The sequence below is a fragment of the Pseudomonas sp. GX19020 genome, from assembly GCF_023371075.1.
In the GTDB taxonomy this organism is placed as follows: Bacteria; Pseudomonadota; Alphaproteobacteria; order Rhodobacterales; family Rhodobacteraceae; genus Pseudogemmobacter.
In genome coordinates, this window is the sequence record NZ_JAMCCR010000008.1 from 1 (window position 1) to 26,175 (window position 26,175).

The 26,175-nt window shown below is 61.8% G+C and carries 22 protein-coding genes and 1 pseudogene; 14 read left to right on the forward strand and 9 right to left on the reverse strand.

All coding sequences use genetic code 11. From position 1 onward, the window contains the following. Window positions 1–238: 238 nt before the first annotated feature. The 4 genes from M3484_RS13520 to M3484_RS13535 form a co-directional block, all read right to left on the reverse strand. Window positions 239–388, reverse strand: coding sequence for a hypothetical protein (locus M3484_RS13520; protein WP_092899647.1), 150 nt, complete (start codon window positions 386–388; stop codon window positions 239–241). 122 nt (window positions 389–510) lie between these two features. Further along, complete coding sequence (locus M3484_RS13525) at window positions 511–909, reverse strand: (deoxy)nucleoside triphosphate pyrophosphohydrolase (RefSeq protein ID WP_092899649.1); 399 nt, start codon at window positions 907–909, stop codon at window positions 511–513. Window positions 910–980: 71 nt separating this feature from the next. Then, window positions 981–2,351 (reverse strand): bifunctional glutamate N-acetyltransferase/amino-acid acetyltransferase ArgJ, encoded by a 1,371-nt coding sequence (gene argJ, locus M3484_RS13530; protein ID WP_249497287.1) that lies wholly within the window; start codon window positions 2,349–2,351, stop codon window positions 981–983. Window positions 2,352–2,367: 16 nt separating this feature from the next. Then, a complete protein-coding gene (locus tag M3484_RS13535; RefSeq protein WP_249497288.1) occupies window positions 2,368–3,237 on the reverse strand; it encodes a peptidylprolyl isomerase in 870 nt (289 codons plus the stop codon). 185 nt (window positions 3,238–3,422) lie between these two features. On the opposite strand from M3484_RS13535, the gene secA reads away from it, so the two are divergent. Then, window positions 3,423–6,149 carry a preprotein translocase subunit SecA gene (secA, locus tag M3484_RS13540; RefSeq protein WP_092899655.1) on the forward strand — a complete coding sequence of 909 codons (2,727 nt, stop codon included), beginning with the start codon at window positions 3,423–3,425 and terminating at the stop codon, window positions 6,147–6,149. Window positions 6,150–6,776: 627 nt separating this feature from the next. Next, window positions 6,777–8,309, forward strand: coding sequence for a phosphate ABC transporter substrate-binding/OmpA family protein (locus M3484_RS13545; protein ID WP_249497289.1), 1,533 nt, complete (start codon window positions 6,777–6,779; stop codon window positions 8,307–8,309). Here M3484_RS13545 and radC read toward each other — a convergent pair whose 3' ends face one another. From radC to M3484_RS13570, 5 genes and pseudogenes are all read right to left on the reverse strand, one after another. Continuing rightward, window positions 8,310–9,086: a RadC family protein gene (gene radC, locus M3484_RS13550; protein WP_249497290.1), complete on the reverse strand. Its 777-nt coding sequence runs from the start codon at window positions 9,084–9,086 to the stop codon at window positions 8,310–8,312. A gap of 138 nt (window positions 9,087–9,224) precedes the next feature. Further along, on the reverse strand, window positions 9,225–10,382 hold the full coding sequence (gene dnaJ, locus M3484_RS13555) for a molecular chaperone DnaJ (RefSeq protein ID WP_092899663.1): 1,158 nt from the start codon (window positions 10,380–10,382) through the stop codon (window positions 9,225–9,227). A 69-nt stretch (window positions 10,383–10,451) separates the two neighbouring features. Next, window positions 10,452–12,368 (reverse strand): annotated as a pseudogene (dnaK, locus tag M3484_RS13560) (molecular chaperone DnaK); the annotation flags it as partial. Window positions 12,369–12,581: 213 nt separating this feature from the next. Next, the gene (locus tag M3484_RS13565) at window positions 12,582–13,262 is read right to left on the reverse strand and encodes an SH3 domain-containing protein (RefSeq protein ID WP_249497292.1); all 681 of its coding nucleotides are present in this window, start codon (window positions 13,260–13,262) and stop codon (window positions 12,582–12,584) included. Continuing rightward, window positions 13,259–14,083 (reverse strand): ABC transporter permease, encoded by an 825-nt coding sequence (locus M3484_RS13570; RefSeq protein ID WP_249497293.1) that lies wholly within the window; start codon window positions 14,081–14,083, stop codon window positions 13,259–13,261. Before M3484_RS13570 ends, M3484_RS13565 begins: the two co-directional genes overlap by 4 nt. A gap of 231 nt (window positions 14,084–14,314) precedes the next feature. On the opposite strand from M3484_RS13570, the gene cysQ reads away from it, so the two are divergent. The 12 genes from cysQ to hpf all read left to right on the forward strand — a co-directional run bounded on the left by cysQ (window position 14,315) and on the right by hpf (window position 26,133). Next, window positions 14,315–15,118 carry a 3'(2'),5'-bisphosphate nucleotidase CysQ gene (gene cysQ, locus M3484_RS13575; protein WP_249497294.1) on the forward strand — a complete coding sequence of 268 codons (804 nt, stop codon included), beginning with the start codon at window positions 14,315–14,317 and terminating at the stop codon, window positions 15,116–15,118. A gap of 179 nt (window positions 15,119–15,297) precedes the next feature. After that, a complete protein-coding gene (gene galU / locus M3484_RS13580; RefSeq protein WP_092899672.1) occupies window positions 15,298–16,197 on the forward strand; it encodes a UTP--glucose-1-phosphate uridylyltransferase GalU in 900 nt (299 codons plus the stop codon). A 4-nt stretch (window positions 16,198–16,201) separates the two neighbouring features. Next, entirely contained in the window at window positions 16,202–17,281 is a 1,080-nt protein-coding gene (locus tag M3484_RS13585; protein ID WP_249497295.1) for a glycosyltransferase family 2 protein, read from the forward strand. A 229-nt stretch (window positions 17,282–17,510) separates the two neighbouring features. After that, window positions 17,511–18,521 carry a glycosyltransferase family 2 protein gene (locus tag M3484_RS13590; RefSeq protein ID WP_092899676.1) on the forward strand — a complete coding sequence of 337 codons (1,011 nt, stop codon included), beginning with the start codon at window positions 17,511–17,513 and terminating at the stop codon, window positions 18,519–18,521. Next, window positions 18,518–20,260, forward strand: a complete 1,743-nt coding sequence (locus M3484_RS13595) for a DUF5927 domain-containing protein (RefSeq protein ID WP_249497296.1) — start codon at window positions 18,518–18,520, stop codon at window positions 20,258–20,260. Before M3484_RS13590 ends, M3484_RS13595 begins: the two co-directional genes overlap by 4 nt. A gap of 6 nt (window positions 20,261–20,266) precedes the next feature. Further along, window positions 20,267–21,682, forward strand: coding sequence for a hypothetical protein (locus tag M3484_RS13600; RefSeq protein WP_249497297.1), 1,416 nt, complete (start codon window positions 20,267–20,269; stop codon window positions 21,680–21,682). Between the two features lie 122 nt (window positions 21,683–21,804). After that, window positions 21,805–22,419 (forward strand): ribonuclease D, encoded by a 615-nt coding sequence (locus tag M3484_RS13605; protein ID WP_092902037.1) that lies wholly within the window; start codon window positions 21,805–21,807, stop codon window positions 22,417–22,419. After that, window positions 22,400–23,368 carry a KpsF/GutQ family sugar-phosphate isomerase gene (locus tag M3484_RS13610; protein WP_249497298.1) on the forward strand — a complete coding sequence of 323 codons (969 nt, stop codon included), beginning with the start codon at window positions 22,400–22,402 and terminating at the stop codon, window positions 23,366–23,368. Before M3484_RS13605 ends, M3484_RS13610 begins: the two co-directional genes overlap by 20 nt. A 13-nt stretch (window positions 23,369–23,381) precedes the next feature. After that, the gene (gene lptC / locus M3484_RS13615) at window positions 23,382–24,014 is read left to right on the forward strand and encodes an LPS export ABC transporter periplasmic protein LptC (RefSeq protein ID WP_249497299.1); all 633 of its coding nucleotides are present in this window, start codon (window positions 23,382–23,384) and stop codon (window positions 24,012–24,014) included. After that, on the forward strand, window positions 24,011–24,526 hold the full coding sequence (locus M3484_RS13620) for an LptA/OstA family protein (RefSeq protein ID WP_249497300.1): 516 nt from the start codon (window positions 24,011–24,013) through the stop codon (window positions 24,524–24,526). The genes lptC and M3484_RS13620 overlap by 4 nt, the downstream gene beginning before the upstream one ends. Beyond that, the gene (lptB, locus tag M3484_RS13625) at window positions 24,526–25,302 is read left to right on the forward strand and encodes an LPS export ABC transporter ATP-binding protein (protein ID WP_092899686.1); all 777 of its coding nucleotides are present in this window, start codon (window positions 24,526–24,528) and stop codon (window positions 25,300–25,302) included. The genes M3484_RS13620 and lptB overlap by 1 nt, the downstream gene beginning before the upstream one ends. Before the next feature lie 255 nt (window positions 25,303–25,557). Continuing rightward, window positions 25,558–26,133: a ribosome hibernation-promoting factor, HPF/YfiA family gene (gene hpf, locus M3484_RS13630; RefSeq protein ID WP_092899688.1), complete on the forward strand. Its 576-nt coding sequence runs from the start codon at window positions 25,558–25,560 to the stop codon at window positions 26,131–26,133. Window positions 26,134–26,175: the final 42 nt, after the last annotated feature.

A 26,175-nucleotide genomic window follows, 5' to 3' on the forward strand; every position in this document is an offset into this window, starting at 1 on the left:
CCGCGGGTTCGGCGAGGCCGAATTCCGCCAGATCTCGCGCTGGATCGTCGAAGTGGTTGATGGGCTCGCCGCCAATGGCGAAGACGGCAACGGGGAGGTCGAGGCCAAAGTGAAGGCCGAGGTTCAGGCGCTCTGCGACAGGTTCCCGCTTTACCCGACACTCTGACCAGATCCGAAAATCAAAAAAGCGCCGGGTTTCCCGGCGCTTTTTTTATCGTGATATGAGGTCTAACTGAGGTCAGGCGCGACCGACTTGCAGGTTCGCCGCAACCGGGCGTCCGGTATAGGTGCGATCATCCACCCGGATCACTACGGTACCATCCGCGTTCTGGCTGACCATCAAACCCTGCACCGAAATGCAGCTGCCGATTGAGATTGTGCGCAACATTCCTAACCTTCTCCCCCACAGGAATTTAATTAAGTTTCACTCAACATGATCATTTTTGAAACAGAAAAGTTAAAGAAGCGGAAACAAAAATGGCAGAAAAATGACGATTGCTGCGCAACCGCTCACAACCAGTCGCGCAAAATCGGGATCAGGGGCAGATCAGCAGGCGGCATCGGGTAGTCACGCAGCCTGTCAGGCGCAACCCAGGCGAGAACCTGGCCCTCGCGCGCCACCGGAATACCATCCCATTTGCGGCAGGCGAAAAGTGGCATCAACAGGTGGAAATCATCATAGCTGTGGCTGGCGAAGGTCAGCGGCGCAAGGCAGCTTTTCCAGGTATCAATGCCGATTTCCTCTTTCAGCTCGCGGATCAGGCAGGCCTCCGGGGTCTCCCCCGGTTCGACCTTGCCGCCGGGAAATTCCCACAACCCGGCAAGGCTTTTGCCTGGTGGGCGCTGTGCAAGCAGGATGCGCCCATCGGCGTCAATCAGGGCGACGGCGGAAACGAGAAGGGTTTTCATGCAGGTCTCGGTCTGGCCGGGGCCGGGGGCGCTGCCCCCGGACCCCCGGGATATTTACGGACAGAAAATGGTCAGGAACGATAATCGGCGTTGATCGAGACATAGCGGTCGGTCAGATCGCAGGTCCAGACCGTGCGCCTCGCGCGGCCCATGCCGAGGCCGACATCAATCACCAGCTCCTGGCCCTTCATATAGCTTGCCCCGGCGTCTTCGCTGTAGCCCGGTGATTTCCAGCCCTTTTCCGCCACAAGGATGTCTCCGAAACGGATGGTAAGCCGATCACGCTCGGCCTGGGCGCCGGATTTACCGACCGCCATTACGATGCGGCCCCAGTTCGGATCCTCGCCGGCAACCGCGGTTTTCACCAGCGGCGAATTTGCGATGGCGAAGGCCACCTTTGCCGCATCCGCATCAGTTGCGGCGCCAGAGACCCGCACCTCGATCAGCTTGGTCGCGCCCTCGCCGTCGCGCACGACCTGAAGCGCGAGATCCTGCATCACCTGCGCCAGCGCGGCCTCGAATGCCTTGAGCACTGCGCCTTTCAGCGGCGCGGCCTCTGACTGGCCGGTCGCGGCGACCAGCAGCGTGTCAGAGGTCGAGGTATCACTGTCGACGGTGATCGAGTTGAAACTGCCATCGACATGGCGCGAGACCAGTTTCTGCAGGTTCGTCTGGCTGATTTTCGCATCGGTAAAGATATAGACCAGCATCGTCGCCATATCGGGCGCGATCATACCCGAGCCCTTGGCGATGCCGGCGATATGGATCGGACCGCCTTCGCCTTCGATCGTCGCGGTGGCACCTTTTGGGAAGGTGTCGGTGGTCATGATCGCCTGGGCGGCACCTTCAATCGCGGCCTCGGTCAGCCCCCCTGTGAGGTCACCGATCACGGCGGTAATCTTTTCCGCCGGCAGCGGCTCGCCGATCACGCCGGTCGAGGAAGAGAACACACGCGTGGCCGGGATGCCGAGCGCTTTCGCGACAGCCCCGGTCACATCCGCCACCGCCTTATCGCCGACCTTGCCGGTGAAAGCGTTGGAATTGCCCGAGTTCACGATGATCGCCGCACCGATGCCGGGCGCCGCCTTCAGGGCCAGCTTCGCCTCGCAATCCCGCACACAGCCCGAACGGGTGGTCGAACGGGTGAAGGCCCCGGCCATCACCGTACCCGGAGCAAGCCGCACCAGCATCACATCCTTGCGATTGCGATACTTGATCCCGGCCCCGATCGAGGCAAATTCCGCCCCCCGGATCACTGGCAGTGCCGGAAAACTGGCCGGAGCCAGCGGCGACACCGGATGCGCGGCCTTATGGACCACCGCCGCGACCTCGTTCAGCGCGCCCGAGGCCGCGCCGGACACCGCTTCGGTCACGCGGTCTTTCAGCTTACGCACCTTCTTCTTCAGGTTCTTCGCTTCGGCTTTCCAGTCAGTCTTTGCCATTTTATCCCCCCGCCGCTCAGTCAATCAGAGCGTTGTTCTTCAAAAGAGCCGGATCAATGCCTTCACCCGGCTTTGTGATCGTCGCCGCGCCGGTCAGCTCTGTGATCTTCGCCGCGATGGCACGTTCCTCGACTTCGCCCGCGAGCACATCGCGCACCTCATCCAGCGTCGGCGCCGGGCGGTCGCGGCTTTCATGAACCAGGATCAGGTGCCAGCCGAAATCGCTCTGCACCGGATCGGTCACTTTGCCGGGGGTCGCAGCCGCCACCCCATCCGCGAAGGGCTTCACCATGCGGTTCAGCGTGAACCAGCCCAGCTCGCCCCCCTGCTCTCCCGACCCCGGGTCATTCGATGCTTCCTTCGCGAGGGCCGCGAAATCCGCACCGCCATCCAGTTCGGCCTTCAGCTCCTTCGCCTCGGCCTCGGTCTCAACCAGGATATGCGCCGCACTGTATTCTTTTTGTGGCACGTAATCTGCGTATTTCTCATCCCAGGCCTTTTGCAGGGCAGCATCCGTCACCGCCGCACTGGCCACGTCTGAAATCACAAGACCCGAGAAATAGCCGCGCTCGGTATTGATGATCACCGCCTTATCGCGCGGACTTTTCTGGCTATGGGCCTGGGCCAGGGCCTCCTGCTGGATCAGTTGTTCCAGAATGCCATTGAAGAGAACGTCATCGGCGAGGCTCAGATACTGGTCGGGCAGGCTTTCCCGCAGGGCGATCATCTGGCCAAGGGTGATCTCGGTCCCGTTCACGGTTGCGACCACGGTCGCGGCGGTTTCCCCCTCTGCCAGGGCCGGCCCGTTCGCAAGCCCGGTCGCGAGCCCGGCGAAAGCGGCGGCCACCCAGAAAACGGCAGCCCCCAGACGCTTTTCTATGGCCATTTCAGCTTCTCCCGATCTGCCGCAGAGCCTGCGAACGTTGACTATGATCCTTGCAGCCCTTACATCGCGACAGTCGCGTGATCGGGGCACAAATACGGACCTACCCGGCTTTTCTATGGAAGGCGTTAAGGGCGGGCAAGTCACAGCCTCACGAGATCACGCAGGAACGACCGCACGGAGAGATCATGCTGGGTCTGGGAACGCTCGCGAAAAAGGTCTTTGGCACCGCCAATGACCGCAAGGTCAGGGCCACTCGGTCGCTGGTCGCCAAAATCAACGCGCTCGAGCCGGAATTTGCCGCGCTGAGCGATGAGGGCCTTGTCGCGAAGACCCGGGAATTTCAAAAGCGCGTGCAGGACGGCGGCGAAAGCCTCGACGATATCCTGCCCGAAGCTTTCGCGAATTGCCGCGAAGGGGCGAAACGTTCGCTGGGGCTGCGCGCCTTTGATGTGCAGCTGATGGGCGGGATCTTCCTGCATCAGGGCAATATCGCCGAGATGCGGACCGGTGAAGGCAAGACGCTTGTCGCGGCTTTCCCGGCCTATCTCAATGCCCTGACTGGCAAGGGCGTGCATGTCGTGACAGTGAACGACTATCTCGCGAAACGCGACGCTGACACTATCGGCAAGGTTCATGCCAAACTCGGCCTGACGACCGGCGTGATTTACCCCTGGCAGCCCGACCCGGAAAAGCGCGCCGCCTATGCTGCCGATGTCACCTATGCGACCAATAACGAACTCGGCTTCGACTACCTTCGCGACAATATGAAGGGCTCGATTGAAGAGATGATGCAGCGCGGCCATAATTTCGCGATTGTGGACGAGGTCGACTCGATCCTGATCGACGAAGCCCGCACCCCGCTGATCATCTCAGGGCCGAGCCAGGATCGCAGCGACCTTTATCTCTCGGTCGACCGGCTGATCCCTTCGCTGGTCGAGGAGGATTTCACCCTCGACGAAAAAGCCCGCAACGTCACCTATACCGAAGCCGGCAACGACCATATCGAGGAACTTTTGCGTGAAGCGGGCGTGCTGCCGGAAGGCCAGCACCTTTTCGCACCGGAATCGACCTCGATCGTTCACCATATGAACCAGGCGCTGCGCGCCCATAAGATGTTCCACCGCGACCAGCAATATATCGTCCGTGACGATGAAATCGTGCTGATCGACGAATTCACCGGCCGCATGATGAAGGGCCGCCGGTTGTCGGACGGCCTGCATCAGTCCATCGAGGCGAAAGAGGGCGTGACGATTCAGCCCGAAAACGTGACCCTCGCCTCGGTGACGTTCCAGAATTATTTCCGCCTTTACAACAAGCTGGCCGGCATGACCGGCACCGCCGCGACCGAGGCCGAAGAATTCATGCAGATCTACGGGCTGGGCGTGGTCGAAGTGCCCACGAACCGCCCCGTGGCGCGCAAGGACGAACACGATCAGGTCTACCGCACCGCGCGCGAAAAGTTCCTCGGCATTGTCGAGACAATCCGCGAGGCGCATGAGATCGGTCAGCCGCTGCTGGTCGGCACGACGTCTATCGAGAAATCCGAAGAGCTTTCGGCCATGCTGAAAGCCGAAGGCATCGCACATAACGTGCTGAATGCCCGCCAGCATGAGCAGGAGGCGAAGATCGTCGCCGATGCCGGCCGTCTGGGTGCGGTGACGATTGCGACCAATATGGCCGGGCGCGGCACCGATATTCAGCTTGGCGGCAATGTCGAGATGAAGGTGATCGAAGAGCTCGACGCCAATCCGGATGCGGATCCGGTGGCGCTGCGCGCCAGGATCGAAGCAGAACATGCCGATGAAAAGGCCAAGGTGCTCGATGCCGGTGGTCTCTTTGTCCTCGCCACCGAACGCCATGAATCGCGCCGGATCGACAACCAGCTGCGCGGCCGTTCGGGTCGCCAGGGTGACCCGGGGAGATCATCGTTCTTCCTGTCGCTAGAAGATGACCTGATGCGGATCTTCGGGTCCGAACGGCTCGACAAGATCCTCTCGACGCTGGGGATGAAGGAAGGCGAGGCGATTGTTCACCCCTGGGTCAATAAATCGCTGGAAAAAGCCCAGGCGAAAGTCGAAGGCCGCAATTTTGACGTGCGCAAGTCGCTCCTGCGGTTTGACGACGTGATGAATGACCAGCGCAAGGCCGTGTTCAGCCAGCGCCAGGACATCCTCAGGGCCGAACATGTCTCGGAAATCGCCGAGGATATGCGCCATCACGTGATCGACGACATGGTCGACGAATTCATGCCGCCGAAAACCTATCCCGACGCCTGGAACCTTGAGGGCCTGCGCGAAGCCGGCCGCCAGCGGCTGAACATGGATATGCCCATCGAGACATGGGCCGCCGAAGAAGGTGTCGATCAGGCCGCGATGGCCGAGCGCATCATCGAACATTCCGACCGCTATATGGCGGAAAAGCTTGAGGCTTTTGGCGCCACAACCATGGTGCAGATCGAAAAGCAGGTGCTGTTGCAGGCAATCGACGGGAAATGGCGCGATCATCTCCTGCGGCTGGAACATCTGCGGTCGGTGATTCATTTCCGCCAATATGCGCAGCGCGACCCGCTGAATGAGTATAAGACCGAAGCCTTCCAGCTGTTCGAGACGATGCTCGGCAGCCTGCGTCTGCAGGTGACGGAACAGCTGTCGCGCATCCGCCCGCTCTCGAAAGAAGAGCAGGAGTCGATGATGGCGCAATTGCTGGCGCAGCAACAGGCCGCCGCCGGGATCGAGGTCGGGCCGGCCACTGCGCCTGCAGACCCCGCGCCCGCCGAACCTGCGCCGGCAGTGCCGCTTGCGTCAGGCTTTGACGAATCGGACCCCTCCAGCTGGGGCAATCCGGGCCGCAATGATCCCTGCCCCTGCGGCTCAGGCGAGAAATTCAAACATTGCCACGGCAAACTGGTCTGAAAATCCGGAGAAAATAGTATGTAAGGGGCGGCATTAACCGCCCCTTTTCAATTCGGTGTTTCCCTGATGGGAAACATTCCACAGGCTCGCCACGGGATTGCCGCGATCTCTTGCGATACTGGCACCAATGCGGGCGATTCCGGGTATGCTGACTATGGGTACGAAACGCACTATACTGCGCGTGACGATGGTTCTGTTCCTTGCTCTGGGGGCGGGGCATCTTGTGCAGAGCATGCATAAGAACCAGCCCGGGGAGATGGCAAAGTCCGGCGCGCTTGGCGGGCTGCAACAAGTCGTCGCCGGGGCAGAGCACAGGGCCCGACCGAAATCAGGGGCCGGGGCGCGCGCTGCTGAGACGGTAATCCATCCGCCGCTAATCCAGGATGAACCCCTCGCTGTTCCGGCCCGACCTGAGCGCCGCGATGATCAGTCCGCGCTGCCCCCTGGCAAAGACAGATTTGCAGATATTGCCCCCCGCGCGCTCTGAGCGCTGTCACACCTGCTGGCATCTGACATATCTAGGCGCTTGGCCTGACTCGCCTATGGCCGGTTCTCGCCATTAAGGTGTTGAAGAATCCGGTAGCGCAGCGGAAAATGGCGCTGCTGAACTAATCCCGGTGGGAAAAGATGCTAACGCGGCCAGGCGCGGCGATTTTCTTCGCTTTGCTGTTTTTCCTGTCTCAGTCGCCTGTCGTGCAGCCCGCCCAGGCGCAGGATATCACGCTGACCTCGCGTGAGGGGAATATCGTCCTGCCCGGCAGCCTGCAGGGCTATGATGGCGAGTTTTACCGGATCGAAACCGCCTGGGGGCTTCTGACCGTCGATGGCCAGGGCGTGATCTGCGAGGGTCCGGCCTGTCCGGATCTGACCACGCCACATGCCGATATCCGCGTCGTCGGCGCCCCGGATGCCGGGGCACGGCTGTTGCCTGGCCTTTTCAGCAGTTTTGCCGCCGTGCGCGGTTTGGCCTTTCGCGAAGTGACGCCGCAGAATGGTGCCGCATGGGCGGCGCAGATCTACAAGGCACAGGATGATACCGTCCTTGCTGATGTCTCTTTCTCGCCGATGCTGCCGGGCCCGGCCCAGGCAGCGCTGGCAAGTGGCGCCGCTGAAATGGAGCTCTCCGCCTCGCCCTCGCGTGCTTCGGGCGCGAGACCGATTGCGCTGGATGCCCTTGTGCCGGTGATGGCGCCGGGCAATCCGACGCCGAAAATCTCAACCGTAAATCTGGCGAAAGTTCTCGCCGGTCAGCTGAAGAACTGGCGCGACCTCGGCGGGCCGGATATGCCGATCGTCCTTCACGCACTGGCGCCGGATACCGATATGACGCGCGCATTGTCGGAACGGCTCGGTGCGCCGATAAAGGCCGATATAGTTCACCCCGATATGCAGCACCTCGCCGAGGCGGTGGCAAAAGATCCCTGGGCGCTGGCAATCACCGGACGTGCCGAGATGGCCCCGGCGATTCCCGCACCGCTTGTTGACAGCTGTGGCTTTCCCCTGCTGCCATTGCCGATTTCTGTCAAAGCCGAGGACTATCCCCTGGCCTTGCCGCAATTCCTGATCCCCGCCCCGCGTCGTATTCCGGTCTTCGCGCGCGAGTTTCTGGAGTTCACCGCCACCCCCCGCGCCGGCCATGTTGTGTCTGCGGCCGGCTTTATCGACCGCTCTGTCGAAGCCGCACCGATGACCCAGGACGGTCTGCGGCTGATCAATGCGATCCTTGGCGCCGGCGATGACGTGACGCTTGGTGATCTGAAACGGCTGGCCGAAGTGATGAATGGTGCAGACCGGCTGTCGCTGACCTTCCGGTTTGAAGAAAACACCTCCATTCTGGATGCGACCAGCCAGGAGAACCTGGCCCAGCTGGCGCGGATGATCGCGTCCGAGAGCTTTCCTTCCAAAACGCTGATTCTTGCCGGCTTTTCTGACGGCAAGGGCGAAGCGAGTGCCAATAAAGCACTTTCGGCAGAACGTGCCGAACGGGTGGCTCAGGATCTGGCCGATCTCGCACCGGATCTTCGGGCCGATCAGATCCCGGTGACCGAGGGCTTTGGCGAGGCGCTGCCGATGGCCTGCGACGAGACCGTCATTGGCCGCCGGCTGAACCGCCGTGTCGAAGTGTGGATCGTGCCGAATTTCACGCCGGAACCGCTCTGATCAGAGATAGCCCAACGAGCGGAAGCTCATTTCCCTTCCCTTGCCGATTACCAGGTGGTCGTGAAGCGTGATGTTCAGCGTGCGACAGGCATCCTGAACCTGAAGGGTCATGGTCACATCGGAATCCGAGGGCGTCGGATCGCCCGACGGGTGGTTATGGACCAGGATCAGCGCCGAGGCGTTCAGTTCCAGCGCCCGTTTCACAACCTCGCGCGGATAGACCGGAACGTGATCGACTGTGCCCCTCGCCTGTTCCTCATCTGCGATCAGCACATTCTTGCGGTCGAGAAACAGGATGCGGAACTGTTCGGTCTCGCGATGCGCCATGACCGTATGACAATAATCCAGCAGCGCATCCCAGGAAGAGAGCACTGGCTGGTTGATCACCCGCGCCCGCATCATCCTCTGCGCCGCCGCACCGACGATATGCAGGTCCAGCGCCACCGCCTCGCCAACACCCTTCACCTGCATCAGCCGGACCAGCGGCGCGCTCACCACCCGGTTAAAATCACCAAAGGTCTCAAGCAGCAGGCGCGCCAGCGGCTTTACATCCTGGCGGGGAATCGCCCGGAACAAGAGCAGCTCCAGCAATTCATAATCCGGCATCGCCGCCGCCCCGCCTTCGAGAAAACGGGTGCGCAACCTTCGGCGGTGGTCCTGGATATAGCTCGGAAGCCGCCCGCCAGGCGCAATTGCCACAGGCGTCGCAAGGGCCTCATCCCCGAAGGGAAGGAAGGGCGGCAGGGGTGATTCTGCGAAGGAATGATGCTGAGCCATGCCAGCAGATTGCGCCCGACTGGTTTAGAAAGACTTAATACCACAGTTAAACACAGAAATGTCCACAGCCGCATGCGGGCAACAAAAAGGCCGGCCCCGCATGCGGAACCGGCCCCAATATAGCCAGGACTGAACAGGTCAGCCCTTCATCCCATCCCAGAAGCCTTTGACTTTCGAGAAGAAATTTGACCCCTCCGGGTTATTTTCTTCTGATAGCTTCTCGAATTCGGTCAGCAGTTCTTTCTGGCGCGAGGTCAGATTGACCGGCGTTTCGACCCGCAGCTCGATCACCATATCGCCGACCCCGCCACCGCGCAGCGCCGGCATGCCCTTGCCCCGCAGTCGCATCTGTTTCCCGGATTGCGCCCCGGCGGGCACCTTCACCCGGCTCCGTCCGCCATCGATGGTCGGCACTTCGACCTCGCCGCCAAGCGCGGCGCGGGCCATGGAAATCGGCACCGGGAAGAAAAGATGCACGCTGTCGCGCTGGAAGAGTGCGTGCTCCTTCACCTCGATAAAGATGTAAAGATCGCCCGACGGCCCGCCGCGCAGCCCTGCCTCACCCTCTCCCGCGAGCCGGATACGGGTGCCGGTTTCGACGCCTGCCGGGATATTCACCGAAAGCTGGCGGTCTTTCTCAAGCCGCCCTGCCCCGTGGCAGTTCTTGCAGGGGTTCTTGATGATCTGACCGGTGCCCGAGCAGTTCGGACAGGTGCGCTCGACGGTGAAAAAGCCCTGCTGCGCCCGTACCTTGCCCATGCCCGAACAGGTCGGGCAGGTCTGCGGCTCGGCGCCGCCTTCGGCCCCCGACCCATGACAGATATCGCATTGCACCGAGCCCGGCACCGAGATCGTCTTATGAACGCCCTTCCAGGCCTCCTCCAGCGACACCCGCAGATTATAGCGCAGATCCGAGCCGCGCTGCGCCCGTTGCCGGCCGCCACCGCCGCCGCCCTGGCCACGCCCGCCCATGAAATCGCCAAAGAGGTCCTCGAACACATCCGAGAACGCGCTGGCGAAATCGCCCTGCTGATTAAAGCCGCCGCGCTGGCCGCCGCCACCCATGCCGCCCTCGAAAGCCGCATGACCAAAGCGGTCATAGGCGGCCTTCTTTTCGGCATCCTTCAGCACGTCATAGGCCTCGTTCGCCTCTTTGAACTGAGCCTCGGCCTCGGGATTGTCAGAGTTGCGGTCGGGATGAAGCTCTTTCGCCTTCTGGCGATAGGCTTTCTTCAACTCATCGGCGCTGGCCCCGCGGGATACCCCGAGAACCTCGTAGTAGTCGCGTTTTGCCATAGCAAAAGCCCTCTCCTGACCGGCGAAGGGCGACCCATTGGGCCGCCCCCGTTTCCGGTCAAATCGGAATTACTTCCGCTTGTTGTCGCCAAGATCCTCGAAGTCGGCATCGACGATGGTGTCATCATCAACCGGCCGCGCCGCATCTCCGTCATCGTCGCTGGCCTCGCCGGCCTGCGCCTTATAGATCGCTTCGCCAAGCCGCATCGCGGCCTCGGTGAGGTTCTGGATCCCGGATTTGATCTTGCCGGCATCTTCGCCTTTCAGCGCCTCTTCCAGCGGGACCATAGCGAATTCAATCGCCTCAACCGTCGACGGATCGACTTTTTCGCCGTGATCCTTCAGCGATTTCTTCGTGGAATCGAGCAGGCTTTCACCCTGATTCTTCGCTTCGACCAGTTCACGCCGTGCCTTATCGGCATCGGCATTGGCCTCGGCGTCGCGGACCATTTTCTCGATATCCTCATCCGACAGACCGCCCGAGGCCTGGATGGTGATCTTGTGCTCGCGATTGGTGCCCTTGTCTTTCGCCGACACCGACACGATGCCGTTGGCGTCGATGTCAAAGGTCACCTCGATCTGCGGCACGCCGCGCGGTGCGGGCGGGATCTGTTCCAGGTTGAACTGGCCGAGGATCTTGTTATCCGCAGCCATTTCACGCTCGCCCTGGAAGACGCGGATCGTCACGGCCGACTGGTTGTCCTCAGCGGTCGAGAAGACCTGCGATTTCTTGGTCGGGATCGTGGTGTTGCGGTCGATCAGGCGGGTGAATACCCCGCCCAGCGTCTCGATACCCAGCGAAAGCGGGGTCACGTCGAGCAGAACCACGTCTTTCACGTCGCCCTGCAACACGCCGGCCTGAACGGCTGCGCCCATCGCCACGACTTCGTCCGGGTTCACGCCTTTATGCGGCTCTTTGCCGAAGAACTTGGTGACCTCTTCGATCACGCGCGGCATCCGGGTCATACCGCCGACCAGAACCACTTCGTCGATATCGTCCTTGGAGAGACCGGCATCTTTCAGCGCGGCCGCACAGGGCTTCATCGACTTGACGATCAGATCGCCGACAAGGCTTTCCAGTTTCGCGCGGGTCAGCTTGACCACCAGGTGGAGCGGCTGGCCGGTGTTCTTGTCCATCGAGATGAACGGCTGGTTGATCTCGGTCTGGCTTGCGCTCGACAGCTCGATCTTGGCCTTTTCAGCCGCCTCTTTCAGGCGCTGCAGGGCCATTTTATCCAGCGTCAGATCGACGCCGTTGTCCTTTTTGAACTCATCGGCCAGATACTGGACGATGCGCATGTCGAAATCTTCGCCACCAAGGAAGGTGTCGCCATTGGTCGATTTGACCTCGAAGAGGCCGTCATCAATTTCCAGAATGGTGATATCGAAGGTACCGCCGCCAAGGTCATAGACCGCGATGGTCTTGGTCTCTTTCTTGTCGAGACCATAAGCCAGCGCCGCAGCGGTCGGCTCGTTGATGATGCGCAGCACTTCGAGGCCAGCGATCTTGCCGGCGTCTTTGGTGGCCTGACGCTGAGCGTCGTTGAAATAGGCGGGAACCGTGATCACGGCCTGGGTGACGGTTTCACCGAGGTAGGATTCAGCGGTTTCCTTCATCTTCTGCAGGATGAAGGCAGAGATCTGCGAGGGCGAATATTTCTCGCCGCGCACTTCGACCCAGGCGTCGCCATTGCCGCTGTCGACAATATCATAGGAGACGAGCTTCTTGTCTTTTTCGACTTCGGCATCGCCGATGCGGCGGCCGATCAGACGCTTCACCGCAAAAACGGTGTTCGAGGCATTGGTCACAGCCTGGCGCTTGGCGGCCTGGCCGACCAGACGCTCGGTCTCGGTGAAGCCGACGATGGACGGGGTGGTGCGTGCGCCTTCCGCGTTTTCGATGACGCGCGGTTGCGAGCCATCCATGATGGCGACGCAGGAGTTGGTGGTGCCGAGGTCGATACCGATGACTTTGGCCATATTTGTATCCCTTTCTTCAGGCGATCTCCCCTGTCGCTGCCCGGAAACTTCGGCACAGGATCAGGGTTATGGATTGGAATGGGTGACGCATCACCCTTTGACTGGCCGTATATAGGCAGGGGCAATTCCGCCTGCAACGGGACATGGGCGGAGTCGGCCGCGATTTTTCACGATCCTGTGCCTGATCTGCACGCAATCGGGCGCCTCGCAGGGCAAGGTTCAGCGCATGTCAAGGGTGCAGCAGCCCTGAAAGGCCCGCCCCTCGCCCTTCGTTTGCCGCGCGACAAAGGCTTCGAAGCCGTAAACCCGGTCGGACATACCGTCGGAACAGGTGCCGCGCGTGACGGTCAGGCTGAAGATTTCGGTCGCCCCGCTTGCGGCTCTTCCGGCAAGGGTCACGAACCAGACCATCTCTCCCGAAGGCGTGGCAAAACGGGGCTCGGACAGATCCAGCGCAGACAGAACCACAAGGGATTGCGGCCTGTCCTCCGGTGCGGCCCATGCGCCGCTTTGCGTGCCTGTCCCGGCGCCGCTGTTCAGGCTCCAGAACGGTTCCGTGCCGTGACAGAGGAAGGGGCGCGGCGCGCTGCCGGTCGCCACCGGAAGCGGGCGCAGATAGCGCATCGCAACCCAGCCATTGCCCTCAGCGGTGCCGACCTGGCCCCAGGCACCGCTCTCACTCAGCCGGATCACCTCGACCCCTTCGGTGTCGGGCGCGATGGTGCCGAGGATCGCCGCCCCTGCCTCGGGCGCGGCCCGGATATTCAGCTCATCATCAGCGGCCACACCCTCAACAGAATAGAGCGCGGGAAGGGTCTCGGCCTGCAAAACCGCACCCGGAGCCAGCGCAATAATGGCCAGGACGGCAACGGCGAGACCCGTGAGACAGCGTCGGATCACCGGCGTTTCCCCCAGCTGGCCGAGGCATATTTGCGGGTGAAGAACTGGCCCATCAGCCCGATCATCAGACAGACCAACACCGCCCAGATCGGATATTCGATATTGGTATAGCGCGGTTGATAATTCAGGAAAATATCGCCACGCGCCTGGTCAATCGTGTGATAGAGCGGGTTCCAGTCGAACTTGCTGCGCAGCCAGGCCGAGGCCTGATTGGCCACGAACATCTTGCCCGAGGCGATCATATTCGCGCGCTGATAGATCGTCGACAGGATGCCCACCAGATCCGGCTGCCAGGGCTTTGCGGCATAAAAGATCAGACCAATCGCCGCACCCGAGGCCCAGGACAGGATGAACATTCCCATAGTGCCGATCGGGTCGAAGATTGTGATCGGCTGCATCACCGCATGATAGACGAACAGGATGACCCCGGCCGCGAATGTCTGCTTATACAGCGCGGCCAGCGCGGCCGAGACCACTGCGATGATCGGGTTCATCGGCGCATGCATCATCATCGCCGAGGCCGGGCTGTCGGCCGCTGCCACGGCGCCAAGCGCTTTCACATGGGTCAGGAACATGAAGACGCCCGACATCACGTAAAGGATGAAATCGCCGCGCAGCGCAAGGCGTCGCATCCCCAGCAGATCGAACATCACCACAAACAGCACCAGCACCAGCACCGCCTGCAGCACATTCATCACCAAAGCGACCACCGCATTGGAATGCGAGCCGCGCAGCTGGCGCACGGTGGCGTGGTAGATCACCTCGATAAGCTCGAAGCCGGTCCGCATATGCGAGATCCGTTGCGCCTCTGGTCGGAACATGGATGATGCCCTTGCTGCCTCTGGCCGTCGCGCCGTGTCTCGGTACCGAACCGCGGGCAGCGCCCCCTGCGGTTGGCCGACTATCCCCTGGAAAAGCGTCTGAAACGGGGCAGTTCCTGGAATTCTGGCAGCGATTGCTTGCCGATCCCTTTCCGCGCGAAGATAAAGGGCTGCAAACCCTGTGGCAACAGGCGCCATTTCGCGCCCCATCAGACCCGACCGGAGCATTTCATGGACTTTGACCGCCTCGTCACCGTCATCCGCCGCCTCGCGCTCGAGGCCGGGGACCGGATCATGGAAGTCTATAACGGCCCGGATTTCGAGGTTAAGGCCAAGGGCGATTCGAGCCCGGTGACCGAGGCCGACGAGGCCGCCGATGCACTGATCTCGGCCGGGTTGCGCGCGGAGTTTCCGGACCTGGTGCTGATCACTGAAGAACAGGCCGCGAGCCATGCGCTGTCCGCCTCGACCTTCCTGATCGTCGATCCGCTGGACGGGACCAAGGAATTCGTGCAGCGCCGCGGGGATTTCACCGTCAATATCGCTTATGTCGAGAATGGCGTGCCGCGCCATGGTGTCGTCTATGCGCCCGCAAAGGAACGGCTTTTCTATACTCTGGCCGATGGCACCGCCGTCGAGGAGGCCGGGCCCTTCGACAAAACCCGGCCCGGCGCGCTGACGCCGCTGCGGGTCAATGCGGCGCCGGATAACGGCGCGCTGATGGTTGTAGCCTCGAAATCGCACCGCGATGCGGCAACGGATGCTTACATCGGTCGCTATGCGGTCAGAGATTCGAAAAGCGCCGGTTCCAGCCTGAAATTCTGCCTGGTCGCGACAGGTGAGGCAGATCTTTATCCGCGCCTGGGACGTACCATGGAATGGGACACTGCCGCAGGGGATGCCGTGCTGCGCGGGGCCGGCGGCGAGGTGCTGCATTTCGACAGCCACGCCCCCCTGACCTATGGCAAACCCGGCTGGGACAATCCTTTCTTCATTGCCCGCGCGCCCGGGGTCTCTCTGAAATTTCCGTACTGACCCGCATTGCCTGAGATTTGCGCAATTCAACCTGAGGCAGAATTCTCCACACGCTTTCGCGCTGTACTTTAGCAGAATCTCGCCTAGAAACACGTTGGCGCCAAATTCAGGACAAATTGTTCTGGGAAGAGCTCAAATTGAGGTGCAAATGCTGCGCCGGAATAAACACGAGTGCGATCATGAAGCCCCAAAAAGTCACTAAAGCCGTCTTCCCTGTCGCTGGCCTCGGTACCCGTTTCCTGCCTGCCACCAAGTCGGTGCCAAAAGAGATTATGACCCTCGTCGACCGCCCGCTGATCCAATATGCGATCGACGAAGCGCGGGCCGCAGGGATTACAGAGTTCATTTTCGTGACCTCGCGCGGGAAATCCGCGCTCGAGGATTATTTCGACCGCGCCCCCGAGCTTGAGAGCGAGCTGAACCGCAAGGGCAAGACCGAGCTGCTGAAGGTGCTGGAAGACACCAATATGGATTCCGGCGCCATCGCTTATGTCCGCCAGAACCGCCCGCTTGGCCTTGGTCACGCCGTCTGGTGTGCCCGCCGCCTGATCGGCGATGAGCCTTTCGCCGTGCTTCTGCCCGATGACGTGATCGCGGCAGAGCAATCCTGCCTCGCGCAGATGGTCGAGGCCTATCAGGAAACCGGCGGCAATATGGTTGCGGCGATGGAAGTCCCGCCGGAGAAAGCATCGTCCTATGGCATGCTCGATATTGCCGAAGACCGTGGCTCTATCGTGCGGGCGAAGGGGATGGTCGAGAAGCCGAAGGCCGAGGATGCACCCTCGAACCTCGCGGTGATCGGACGTTACATCCTTGACCCGAAAGTGCTGCACAACCTGCATGAAACCAAGCTTGGCACCGGCGGCGAGATCCAGCTGACCGATGCCATCGCGGAAGAGGCGGGCTGGGGCGGTACCGGGGTTTACGGCTACCGCTTCCGGGGCATGCGCTATGACTGCGGCTCGAAAGCGGGCTTCCTGCAGGCAACCGTGGCTTTCGGCATGTCGCGCCCCGATCTGCGTGATGAGTTCACCGCCTACCTCAATGACATGCTGGTGCAGCTGAAAGCGGCTGAGTAACCTCATGACGGCGGGCGCAGCCCCCCGCCTGACATATGCGATCGGCGAATTGCCGGCCGCTGAAGACAGCCGCCAGAGCCTTATCGGGGCCTGGCGGTTGCGCAACCGGCGCCGCATCTTGCTGGCGCGCGCGCTGCGCAAAAGGCGCGAGCTGACCCGCCTGGCCGACCGCACCGGTGCGATCCGAAAAGGTGCCATCCTCTGTGCGATGGTGGTCAGGAACGAGGCGGCGCGGCTGCCCTGGTTTCTGGCGCATCACCGCCGGCTCGGCGTGGATCATTTCCTGATTATAGACAATGCCAGCACGGATGGCAGCGAAGCCCTGCTGCGCGACCAGCCGGATGTCTCGCTCTGGTCCACCGCCGGCTCTTACCGCAAATCTCGCTTTGGTCTGGACTGGCTGAACTGGGTGCTGATGCGGCACGGGAATGGCCATTGGTGCCTCGTGCTCGATGCCGATGAGCTGCTGGTCTACCCCTGGCACGAGACCCGGCCTCTGCCCGCGCTGACCGCCTGGCTCGAAGGCAAGGGCCACCGGTCGATGCCCGCGATGATGCTGGATCTCTACCCCGAAGACCGGCTGGGAGAGCGGCCCTATATCCCCGGCACCGACCCGCTTGACCTGTTGCAATGGTTTGATTCCGGCAATTACAGCCTCCAGGTGCAACAGCCGCTGCGCAGCCTCTGGATCCAGGGGGGCCCCCGCGCGCGGACGTTCTTCGCCGATGATCCCCGCCGTGCGCCAACCCTGAACAAGATCCCGCTGGTGAAATGGTCCTGGCGCTATGCCTGGCATAACTCGACCCATTCACTGCTGCCGGCGCCCCTTAATCATGTCTTCGACGAAACCGGAGGCGAGATGACCTCGGGCGTTTTGCTCCACACCAAATTCCTGCCTGAAATCATTGAAAAATCCGGCGAGGAGAAAGAGCGCCGCCAGCATTTCGCCGATCCCACCCGCTTTGGCAGCTATTATGACGGGCTGATCGCCGCGCCACTGCTGAAGAGCGCGCAATCGCGCCGCTATACCGGCTGGCGGCAGCTGGAAGCGCTTGGCCTCCTGTCACGCGGGGGCTGGGTATGAACCATTGCCCGCGACCATCTTTCAGCCTGGTGAAATGTTTACTTTGTGACGGCATTTCTCTAGCTATCAACACAGCAATTTCCATAATGGAAACAATGCCAGAAGACAAAAGCAAGGCTATGGTGCCGGTTCATGTAAAACGCAGCCCGGGCCGTCAAGGTGCGGGACGAATACAGGCCCGACGCCCGGCGTTCGGGGGCAGCCCTGCCGGCTGCGACCGGAGGCCCGCATGAGCCTGACCGGATCCTACCGCCTGCGCCTGCGCCGCAAGCGGCTGATCGGCCGCGCGATGTTGCGAGGCCGCGAGCTGCGCCCGATCGCGCTGCGCACGGATGCGGTCCGCGGCGGCGCCGTCCTGCTTTTCTGCACGCTGAGAAACGAGCGGGTCCGCCTGCCCTGGTTTCTGAGCTACTACCGCGATCTCGGCGTCAGCCATTTCTTTTTCGTGGATAATGACAGCGACGATGGCAGCCGCGACTATCTCGCGAGCCAGCCGGATGTCTCGCTCTGGACCACGAAGGCAAGCTATAAGAACAGCCGTTTCGGGATGGACTGGATCACCGCGCTGCTGCGACGCTACGGTCATGGCCACTGGTGTCTGACCGTCGATGTCGATGAATTCCTGATCTACCCGTTTTGCGAGACGCGGCCCCTGCGCGCGCTGACCGACTGGCTCGACACCAGCGGTATCCGCGCCTTTTCGGCGATGTTGCTGGATATGTATCCCAAAGGCCCGGTCCAGGATCAGCCCTACCGCGAGGGCCAGAACCCGTTCGAGATCGCGGAATGGTTCGATTCCGGCAATTATACGATCAGCCGCAACTGGGGCTATGGCAATCTCTGGATCCAGGGCGGCCCGCGGGCGCGCACCTTCTTTGCCGGCAATCCGCGCGCTGCACCGGCGCTGAACAAGGTGCCGCTGGTGCGCTGGCACAAAAGCTATGCCTATATCAGCTCGACCCATATGCTGCTGCCGCGCGGGCTGAACCTCGCTTTTGACGAATGGGGAGGGGAAAAGGCCTCTGGCTGCCTTCTTCACGCCAAGTTCCTGGATACATTTGCAGCCAAGGCGCAGGAAGAGATGGCGCGCGGCGAACATTATGCCGACAGTCGTGAATACAAGGCCTATCTGGAGGGGCTGAAGGATCAGCCCGATTTCTGGTGCAAATGGAGCGAGAAATACATCAACTGGCGCCAGCTGGAGATTCTGGGCCTCATGTCCAAGGGGAACTGGGCATGAGCACCGGAAAAAGCAGCACGGGGAAAAGCAGCACGGGGCAGAACAGTCTGGGCTTTGTTATGCTCTGCCATACCGCGCTGCACCGCGCGGCCCAGGTGGCGCGCTACTGGGCAGAACGCGACTGCCCGGTGGTGATCCATGTCGACCGCTCGACCCCGGATGCCAAATTCGACTTCCTGCGCGATGCGCTTAAGGATCTGGAAAACATCCGCTTTTCGCCGCGCCATATCTGCGAATGGGGCACCTGGGGGATTGTGGCCGCCACGCAGGAGGCCAGCGAGCTGATGCTGAAGGATTTCCCCGAGGTGCGCCATGTCTGCCTCGTGTCGGGATCCTGCCTGCCGCTGCGCCCGATCGAAGAACTGCGCGACTATCTCGACGCCCGCCCGCGCACCGATTTTATCGAAAGTGTCACCACCGCGGATGTCGGCTGGACGGTCGGCGGCCTGAATGCCGAACGGTTCACGCTGCGCTTTCCGTTCTCCTGGCGCAAGAATCGCTGGCTTTTTGACACCTATGTCGAGCTGCAGCGCCGGCTGAAAGTACGGCGCAGAATGCCGCTGAACCTTGTGCCGCATCTGGGCAGCCAATGGTGGTGCCTGACCCGCCAGACGCTTTCGGCAATCCTGGAAAGCCCCGACCGCGCCAGCTATGACACCTATTTCCGCCGCGTCTGGATCCCGGATGAAAGCTATTTCCAGTCGCTGGTGCGGCTGTTTTCCACCAGCGTCGAAAGCCGCTCACTGACCCTGTCGAAATTCGATTTCCAGGGCAAACCGCATGTTTTCTATGATGATCACCTGCAGCTCCTGCGCCGCTCGGATTGCTTTATCGCGCGCAAGATCTGGCCACAGGCAAACCGGCTCTATAACACATTCCTGCATCCCGACGCCGCCAGCCAGCCCCGGGCCGAACCCAATCCCGGCAAGATCGACCGGCTTTTCGCCAAAGCGGTAGAGCGCCGCACCATGGGCCGCGCCGGGCTTTACATGCAGTCGCGCTTTCCCAATCGCGAACAGTCAAACGGCCGGACCGCCGCAGCCTATTCGGTGTTTGAGGGCTTTTCCGAACTGTTCGAGGATTTCGACACCTGGCTTTCCCGGGTCTCGGGCACCAGGGTCCATGGCCATCTCTTCGCGCCCGAAGGTGTCGAATTCGCCGGCGGCGAGGTAATCTATAACGGTTCGCTGAGCAATTCCGCGCGGCTGCGCGACTACAACCCGCGCAGTTTTCTGACCAGCCTGATCTGGAACACCAGGGGCGAACGGCAATGTTTCCAGTTCAGCCCGCGTGACAGCCAGAAGATCATCCCTTTTATCGCCGGCGATCCCCATGCGCAGATTTCGGTCGTTTCCGGCGCGTTCTCGGTGCCCCTGTTCCACTCCAATCTGAATTTCAGCGAGATCAGGGCCGAAGCGGCGCGGCTTCAGCGCATCGAGGCCGAACTGCTGACCCTGTTGCGCGCGCCCGATGTGAAGGCGCGCGTCCGGGTCTGGAACCTCGCGGAATTCGTCGAGAACCCGATGGAACCGCTGCAGATGATCGTTGATGAAATCAGCCCGCGTTCGCTCCGGCGCCTGACCGAGGTGCCACGCCTCAGGGATCTGACCGGCTTTGGCCGGTTCCTGCAAAACCTGCGCAACCAGGGGATGAAGCCCGAACTGATGGGCGATTTCCCCGCCGGCGGCGAGATCCCCGGCCCCGGCAACCGCCGTCCGCGCCCCTATCTGGTGAAGTGACCGTCCATGTCTGACACAGCAGCGGCGGGGCCGCGCTTTACCTCATTCGTCATGCTGGCCGAGATGCGGACCGGCTCGAATTTCCTCGAGGCCAATCTGAACGCGCTCGACGGCGTCACCTGCCTTGGCGAAATGTTCAACCCGCGCTTCATCGGCGGCTCAAAGCGGCAAGAGGGCTTTGGCTATGATATGGAGGCGCGCGAGAAAGATCCGCTGGGCCTGTTGCATGCCATGCGTGACCAGACCCCGGGGCTTTCGGGCTTTCGCTATTTCCACGATCACGACCAGCGCATCCTGCCCGCCGTGATGGAAGATCCGGCCTGCGCCAAGATCATCCTGACCCGCAACCCGCTGGAAAGCTACATTTCCTGGCAGATTGCCCGCGCGACCGAGCAATGGCGGCTGACCAATGTGAAGAACCTGAAAACCGCCCGTGCCGAATTTGATCCGGCCGGGTTTGAGGCCCATCTGGAAAATGTGCAGGATTTCCAGATCCGCCTGATGCATATGCTGCAGGTCTCGGGCCAGACGGCATTTTTTATCGATTATGAGGATATCCAGGATCTTGATGTCCTGAACGGGCTGGCAGCCTGGCTGGGCGTCAGCGCCCGACTTGAGGCGGTTGACGCATCGCTGGTCAAACAAAATCCCGGCGCAATGTCCGACAAGGTGACCAATCCGCAGGTGATGGAAGAGGCACTGTCGCGGCTGGACCGTTTCAACCTCGCGCGGACGCCGAATTTCGAACCCCGCCGCAGCGCAGCCGTCCCGTCTTACATCGCCTCTGACCAGAGCCGCCTGCTTTACATGCCGGTCAAGGGCGGGCCGGTGGCCGAAGTGACGGCCTGGCTTGCGGCACTTGGCGATGTGACAGGCGAATTCACCCGCAAATCGCTGCGCGACTGGGAATTGGCGCATCCCGGAAATCTCAGCTTTACAGTGCTGCGTCATCCGCTGCGGCGCGCCCATACCGCTTTTACCGACCTGATCGTCTCGGGCCGTCTGAAAGAACACCGCAATGCGCTGGTCCGTGCCCATCATGCCGAACTGCCGCCCAGGGGCCAGGATTTCGCCGATACTGACAGCCACCGCGCGGCCTTCCTGGCGTTTCTGCGTTATGCGAAACTCTCGCTGAGCGGCCAGACCAGCCAGCGCGTCGATCCGCACTGGGCGAGCCAGACCGCTATTTTGCAGGGCTTTGCCGCTATTCGCAGCCCCGATCTGGTGATCCGCGAAGAGCGGCTCTCTGCCGGCCTCGCGCATCTCGGGGCGGAACTAGGGTTCAGATCGCCCCCCGTTGCCATCGCCCCCGAACCCACAGGTGCACTCGAAAACATCTGGTGCGAAGAGCTGGAAACCGCCGCGCAAGACGCCTGGCCAAGGGATTATTCCGCATTTGGCTTCGGCCGCTGGAAGGTCTGAGGCTTCTGCATCTGACACCGCCGGATGATGTGCCTGAGATGCCGGCGCAAAAGGATTGCCGCAGTTGACCGGGACCGGGTGGAGGATTAGTTCCATCTGGCATCCGTGTGAAAGTGACCCAATTGGCTATTCATCTGCATCAGAACGACCTGCCCGACGGGCTCGACCTTGGCGCGGTCGTCGCTATCGACACCGAAACCATGGGGCTTGATCCGCGCCGCGACCGGCTGTGCGTGGTGCAGCTTTCGGATGGCAAGGGGGACGCGCATCTGGTGCAGATCGCGCGCGGCCAGACTTCGGCCCCCAATCTGGAACGGCTGCTGACCGATCCGGCGGTGCTCAAGCTCTTTCATTTTGGCCGGTTCGACATTGCCGCCATGAAGCGCGCTTTTGGCGTCACCACCGCGCCGGTCTGGTGCACCAAGATCGCCTCCAAGCTGATCCGCACCTATACCGACCGTCACGGGCTGAAATACCTGCTTGCCGATCTGGTTGGTGTCGATGTGTCGAAACAGCAGCAGACCTCGGACTGGGGCTCGGAGCAGCTGACCGAGGCGCAAAAGGAATATGCGGCGTCGGATGTGCTTTACCTGCACCGGTTGAAAGCAGCGCTGGAAGAGAAGCTGATCCGCGAGGACCGTCTGGCGCTGGCGGAAAAGCTCTTTGCCTTCCTGCCGGTGCGGGCTGAAATGGATCTGCTGGGCTGGGATGATCTGAATGACATCTTCCACCATTGATCCGGCCGCCCTGCTGGCCACCGGCCAGCGGGTGATCCGGCGCGAAGCCGGGGCGCTTGACACTCTGGCCGCGTCGCTCGGCCAGAGCTTTACTGATGCGGTCGCGCTGATCCTGAAGGCACGCGGGCGCGTTGTCGTCTCGGGCATGGGGAAATCGGGCCATATCGGCAAGAAGCTGGCCGCGACTTTTGCCTCGACCGGCACGCCGGCGCAATTCGTGCATCCGGCCGAGGCCAGCCATGGCGATCTTGGCATGATTGCCGAAGGCGATGTCCTTCTGATGCTGTCGAATTCCGGCGAGACGCCGGAGCTTGCCGATATGCTGGCCCATGCGCGCCGCTTTGGCATTCCGCTGATCGGCATTGCGGGCCGCGAGGGTTCGACGCTGCTGCGCGAGGCCGATGTGGCGATCCTGTTGCCCACTGTGCCTGAGGCCTGTGAGACCGGCATCGTTCCGACCACCTCGACCACGATGACGCTGGCACTTGGCGATGCGCTGGCGATTGCGCTGATGGAACACCGCCGGTTCACCCCCGAACATTTCCGCACCTTTCACCCGGGCGGCAAGCTGGGGGCGCGGCTGCTCAGGGTGCGTGATCTGATGCATCGCGACCCGCCGCTGATTGCGCCCGACACACCGATGTCTGACGCGCTGATTTCCATGACCCGCGCGGGCTTTGGCGTGGTTGGCGTGGCCGGTGCCGACCGGCATCTGCAGGGCATCATCACCGATGGCGACCTTCGGCGGCATATGGACGGGCTTTTGAGCCTCAGCGCCGGTGAGGTGATGACCGCCCGCCCGCTGACCATCGCGCCCGAGACCCTGGCGGTCGAGGCGCTTGGCCTGATGAATGAGCGCAAAATCACCTGTCTGATGGTGACCGACCCGACCGGGCTGGCGGAGGGGACCCTGCATATCCATGATTGCCTGCGCGCAGGCGTGGCCTGAAACCGGAGGACGGATGCCAAGGCTCGACCGACATTCCCGGCTGGTCGGCTGGCTGAAAGTGGCGCTGCCGCTTTCGGCGCTGGCGCTCTTGTCGACGCTGTTCCTGCTGGCCGACCGCATCGATCCGACCGCCGCGATCCGCTATGCCGAAGTTGATGTCGAAGATCTCGTGCGTGACCCCCGGATGACCGCGCCGACCTATGCCGGCACCACCTCGGATGGCAGCGCCATCACCATGACCGCCAGTGCGGCGCGACCCGCCAATGGCACCCGCACCGCCGGGGCCAGCGATGTTGTGGTGCGCCTTGATATGCCGGGCGGCGGCAGCACCGATATCCGCGCCAAAGATGCCGAACTCGACACCGGCTCCGATCAGCTGCGGCTTTCGGGCGGGGTCACGATCGACACATCCTCGGGCTTTCATATCGTTACCGAGCGGCTGACAACCGCGCTTGACCGGTCCGGCGCCGCAAGCGACAGCGCGGTCACCGCGAGCGGCCCCCAGGTTACCATTGACGCCGACAGCTTCACCCTGACACAGCAAAGTGACACCAGGGCCGCCTCCCCCTATCTTCTGGTTTTCTCAGGCTCGGTAAAGCTGGTATATGAGCCAGGCGCACCAGGACGCGAAACGGATACGCCATGACACCGATTGCCCGCCTTTTGCTTTCGCCGCTGACGCTCATTCTGGCGCTGGCCGTATCGCCCGTCTTTGTGCAGCCCGTTTTGGCGCAGGGGGCGACGATCTCCTTCGGCCCGATGACCCAGGACACCAGCCTGCCGGTCGAGATCAAGGCCGATACGCTTTCGGTGAACAATGCCGATGGTTCAGCGGTGTTTTCCGGCAATGTGCTTGTGGGCCAGGGCGAAATGCGCCTGACTGCGGCCGAGGTGCGGGTCGAATATGCCGCCGACAGCCGGGCGATCAGGCGCCTGCATGCCACCGGCGGTGTGACTATTGCCAGCGCGCAGGATGCCGCCGAATCACGCGAAGCGGTCTATGAGATCGACAGCGGCCTTGTCGTCATGACCGGTGATGTGCTGCTGACCCAGGGCGCCAGCGCCCTTTCCGGGCAAAAACTGACGATCCGGATGAAATCCGGCACCGGCCTGATGGAGGGCGGCGTTTCGACCACCTTCCTGCCCGGAGCCAACTGATGGTTCTTGCCGATAATGTGCAGCCGCCGGCCGCCCGGACCGCGACCGAATCCGCCGGGCTGCAGATCCGCAACCTCAGGAAAAGCTACAAGAAACGCCCCGTTATCCGCGATGTGACGATGGATCTGCGGCGGGGTGAAGTGGTGGCGCTTCTGGGCCCCAATGGCTCGGGCAAGACCACGTGTTTCTATTCCATCGCCGGCCTTGTGACGCCCGAGGGCGGCCAGGTGCTGATTGACGGGCGTGATGTGACGCCTTTGCCGATGTATCGCCGCGCGCGGCTTGGCATCGGTTATCTGCCGCAGGAGGTCTCGATCTTTCGCGGCCTTTCGGTCGAGGACAATATCCTCGCCGTCCTGGAAATCGCCCATGCCGACCGCCACAAACGGCGCGAGCGGCTCGAAGAGCTGCTGTCGGAATTCTCGATCACCCATCTGCGCCAGGCTCCGGCACTGGCACTCTCGGGCGGCGAGCGCCGGCGTGTCGAGATCGCGCGCTGCCTTGCCGCCGATCCGAAATATCTCCTGCTTGATGAACCCTTCGCCGGGGTCGATCCGATTGCGGTGAATGAAATCCGGCATCTGGTCCAGGACCTGAAATCGCGCGGCATCGGCGTGCTGATCACCGACCATAACGTGCGTGAAACGCTGGGCATCGTCGACCGCGCCTATATCCTGCATGACGGCAAAGTACTGATGTCGGGAACCACGGATGAAATCATCCGCGACGAGACCGTCCGACGCGTCTATCTGGGCGAAAATTTTCGTATGGCCTGAGCCATTTGCGCGATCACGTGCAGAGGTCAGACGATTCTGTTGACAGGCCGCGCGCGCTGTCACCAAATGGTCATATGAGCGCAAGCATTGCCCACCGCAACCAAGGTCAGGGCGGCCGTAAATGGCCCCGCCGCCTTGCGGTCTTCCCCGCCAGCCCCCAGATCAGAAAGACGACCCGACAGACGACATGTCTTTGAAGACCCGGGTTCGTGACAGCATGTTCACAGACCCGGCCCTGAAAGCAGAGGAGTTATCATGCGCTACCAGATCAGCGGCAAACAAATCGACATCGGTGAGGCCCTGACCACTCATGTCAAAGCCGAAATTGGCGAGTTGATCGAGAAATACGCGCAGCGTGCCACCGATTGCCTGGTGGTCTTCTCGCGCGCGGCGCATGAATCCGTCTGCGAGACGACGATCCACCTGGCCACCGGTCTGAATGTCTCGGCCAAAGGCAATGCAACGGAAATCTATGCCGCTTTCGAGAGCTGCCGCGAACGTCTGGACAAGCAGGTGCGCCGCTACAAGCGCCGGTTGCGCAGTCACCATGTCGATCGCAAGGGGCCAGTTGAATTCGGCGCCGCCTCGTCCTATATCCTCGCCCCATCCGAGGAACACGAGGATGCCGAGCCAGAAACCCTTGCTCCGGTCGTAGTTGCAGAGATGGAGACGAAGATTCCTTCGATCACCGTCGGCGAGGCCGTGATGCAAATGGAGCTGGCGGGGCAGAAAATGCTCGTGTTTCGCAATGAAGGCCATGGGGGCGTGAACGTGGTGTATCGTCGAGACGACGGCAACATCGGCTGGATTGACCCTCGCAACAGCGGGTGAAGGGCCGGTGCCCTTCCCTGCCTGACCACAGGATTTCTGCTT

What these genes read in the sequence shown, in the direction of transcription:
- M3484_RS13520 (WP_092899647.1), bottom strand. Translation starts at nt 388, where the DNA reads ATGTTGCGCACAATCTCAATCGGCAGCTGCATTTCGGTGCAGGGTTTG.
- M3484_RS13525 (WP_092899649.1), bottom strand. Translation starts at nt 909, where the DNA reads ATGAAAACCCTTCTCGTTTCCGCCGTCGCCCTGATTGACGCCGATGGG.
- argJ (WP_249497287.1), bottom strand. Translation starts at nt 2,351, where the DNA reads ATGGCAAAGACTGACTGGAAAGCCGAAGCGAAGAACCTGAAGAAGAAG.
- M3484_RS13535 (WP_249497288.1), bottom strand. Translation starts at nt 3,237, where the DNA reads ATGGCCATAGAAAAGCGTCTGGGGGCTGCCGTTTTCTGGGTGGCCGCC.
- secA (WP_092899655.1), top strand. Translation starts at nt 3,423, where the DNA reads ATGCTGGGTCTGGGAACGCTCGCGAAAAAGGTCTTTGGCACCGCCAAT.
- M3484_RS13545 (WP_249497289.1), top strand. Translation starts at nt 6,777, where the DNA reads ATGCTAACGCGGCCAGGCGCGGCGATTTTCTTCGCTTTGCTGTTTTTC.
- radC (WP_249497290.1), bottom strand. Translation starts at nt 9,086, where the DNA reads ATGGCTCAGCATCATTCCTTCGCAGAATCACCCCTGCCGCCCTTCCTT.
- dnaJ (WP_092899663.1), bottom strand. Translation starts at nt 10,382, where the DNA reads ATGGCAAAACGCGACTACTACGAGGTTCTCGGGGTATCCCGCGGGGCC.
- M3484_RS13570 (WP_249497293.1), bottom strand. Translation starts at nt 14,083, where the DNA reads ATGTTCCGACCAGAGGCGCAACGGATCTCGCATATGCGGACCGGCTTC.
- cysQ (WP_249497294.1), top strand. Translation starts at nt 14,315, where the DNA reads ATGGACTTTGACCGCCTCGTCACCGTCATCCGCCGCCTCGCGCTCGAG.
- galU (WP_092899672.1), top strand. Translation starts at nt 15,298, where the DNA reads ATGAAGCCCCAAAAAGTCACTAAAGCCGTCTTCCCTGTCGCTGGCCTC.
- M3484_RS13585 (WP_249497295.1), top strand. Translation starts at nt 16,202, where the DNA reads ATGACGGCGGGCGCAGCCCCCCGCCTGACATATGCGATCGGCGAATTG.
- M3484_RS13590 (WP_092899676.1), top strand. Translation starts at nt 17,511, where the DNA reads ATGAGCCTGACCGGATCCTACCGCCTGCGCCTGCGCCGCAAGCGGCTG.
- M3484_RS13595 (WP_249497296.1), top strand. Translation starts at nt 18,518, where the DNA reads ATGAGCACCGGAAAAAGCAGCACGGGGAAAAGCAGCACGGGGCAGAAC.
- M3484_RS13600 (WP_249497297.1), top strand. Translation starts at nt 20,267, where the DNA reads ATGTCTGACACAGCAGCGGCGGGGCCGCGCTTTACCTCATTCGTCATG.
- M3484_RS13610 (WP_249497298.1), top strand. Translation starts at nt 22,400, where the DNA reads ATGACATCTTCCACCATTGATCCGGCCGCCCTGCTGGCCACCGGCCAG.
- lptC (WP_249497299.1), top strand. Translation starts at nt 23,382, where the DNA reads ATGCCAAGGCTCGACCGACATTCCCGGCTGGTCGGCTGGCTGAAAGTG.
- M3484_RS13620 (WP_249497300.1), top strand. Translation starts at nt 24,011, where the DNA reads ATGACACCGATTGCCCGCCTTTTGCTTTCGCCGCTGACGCTCATTCTG.
- lptB (WP_092899686.1), top strand. Translation starts at nt 24,526, where the DNA reads ATGGTTCTTGCCGATAATGTGCAGCCGCCGGCCGCCCGGACCGCGACC.
- hpf (WP_092899688.1), top strand. Translation starts at nt 25,558, where the DNA reads ATGCGCTACCAGATCAGCGGCAAACAAATCGACATCGGTGAGGCCCTG.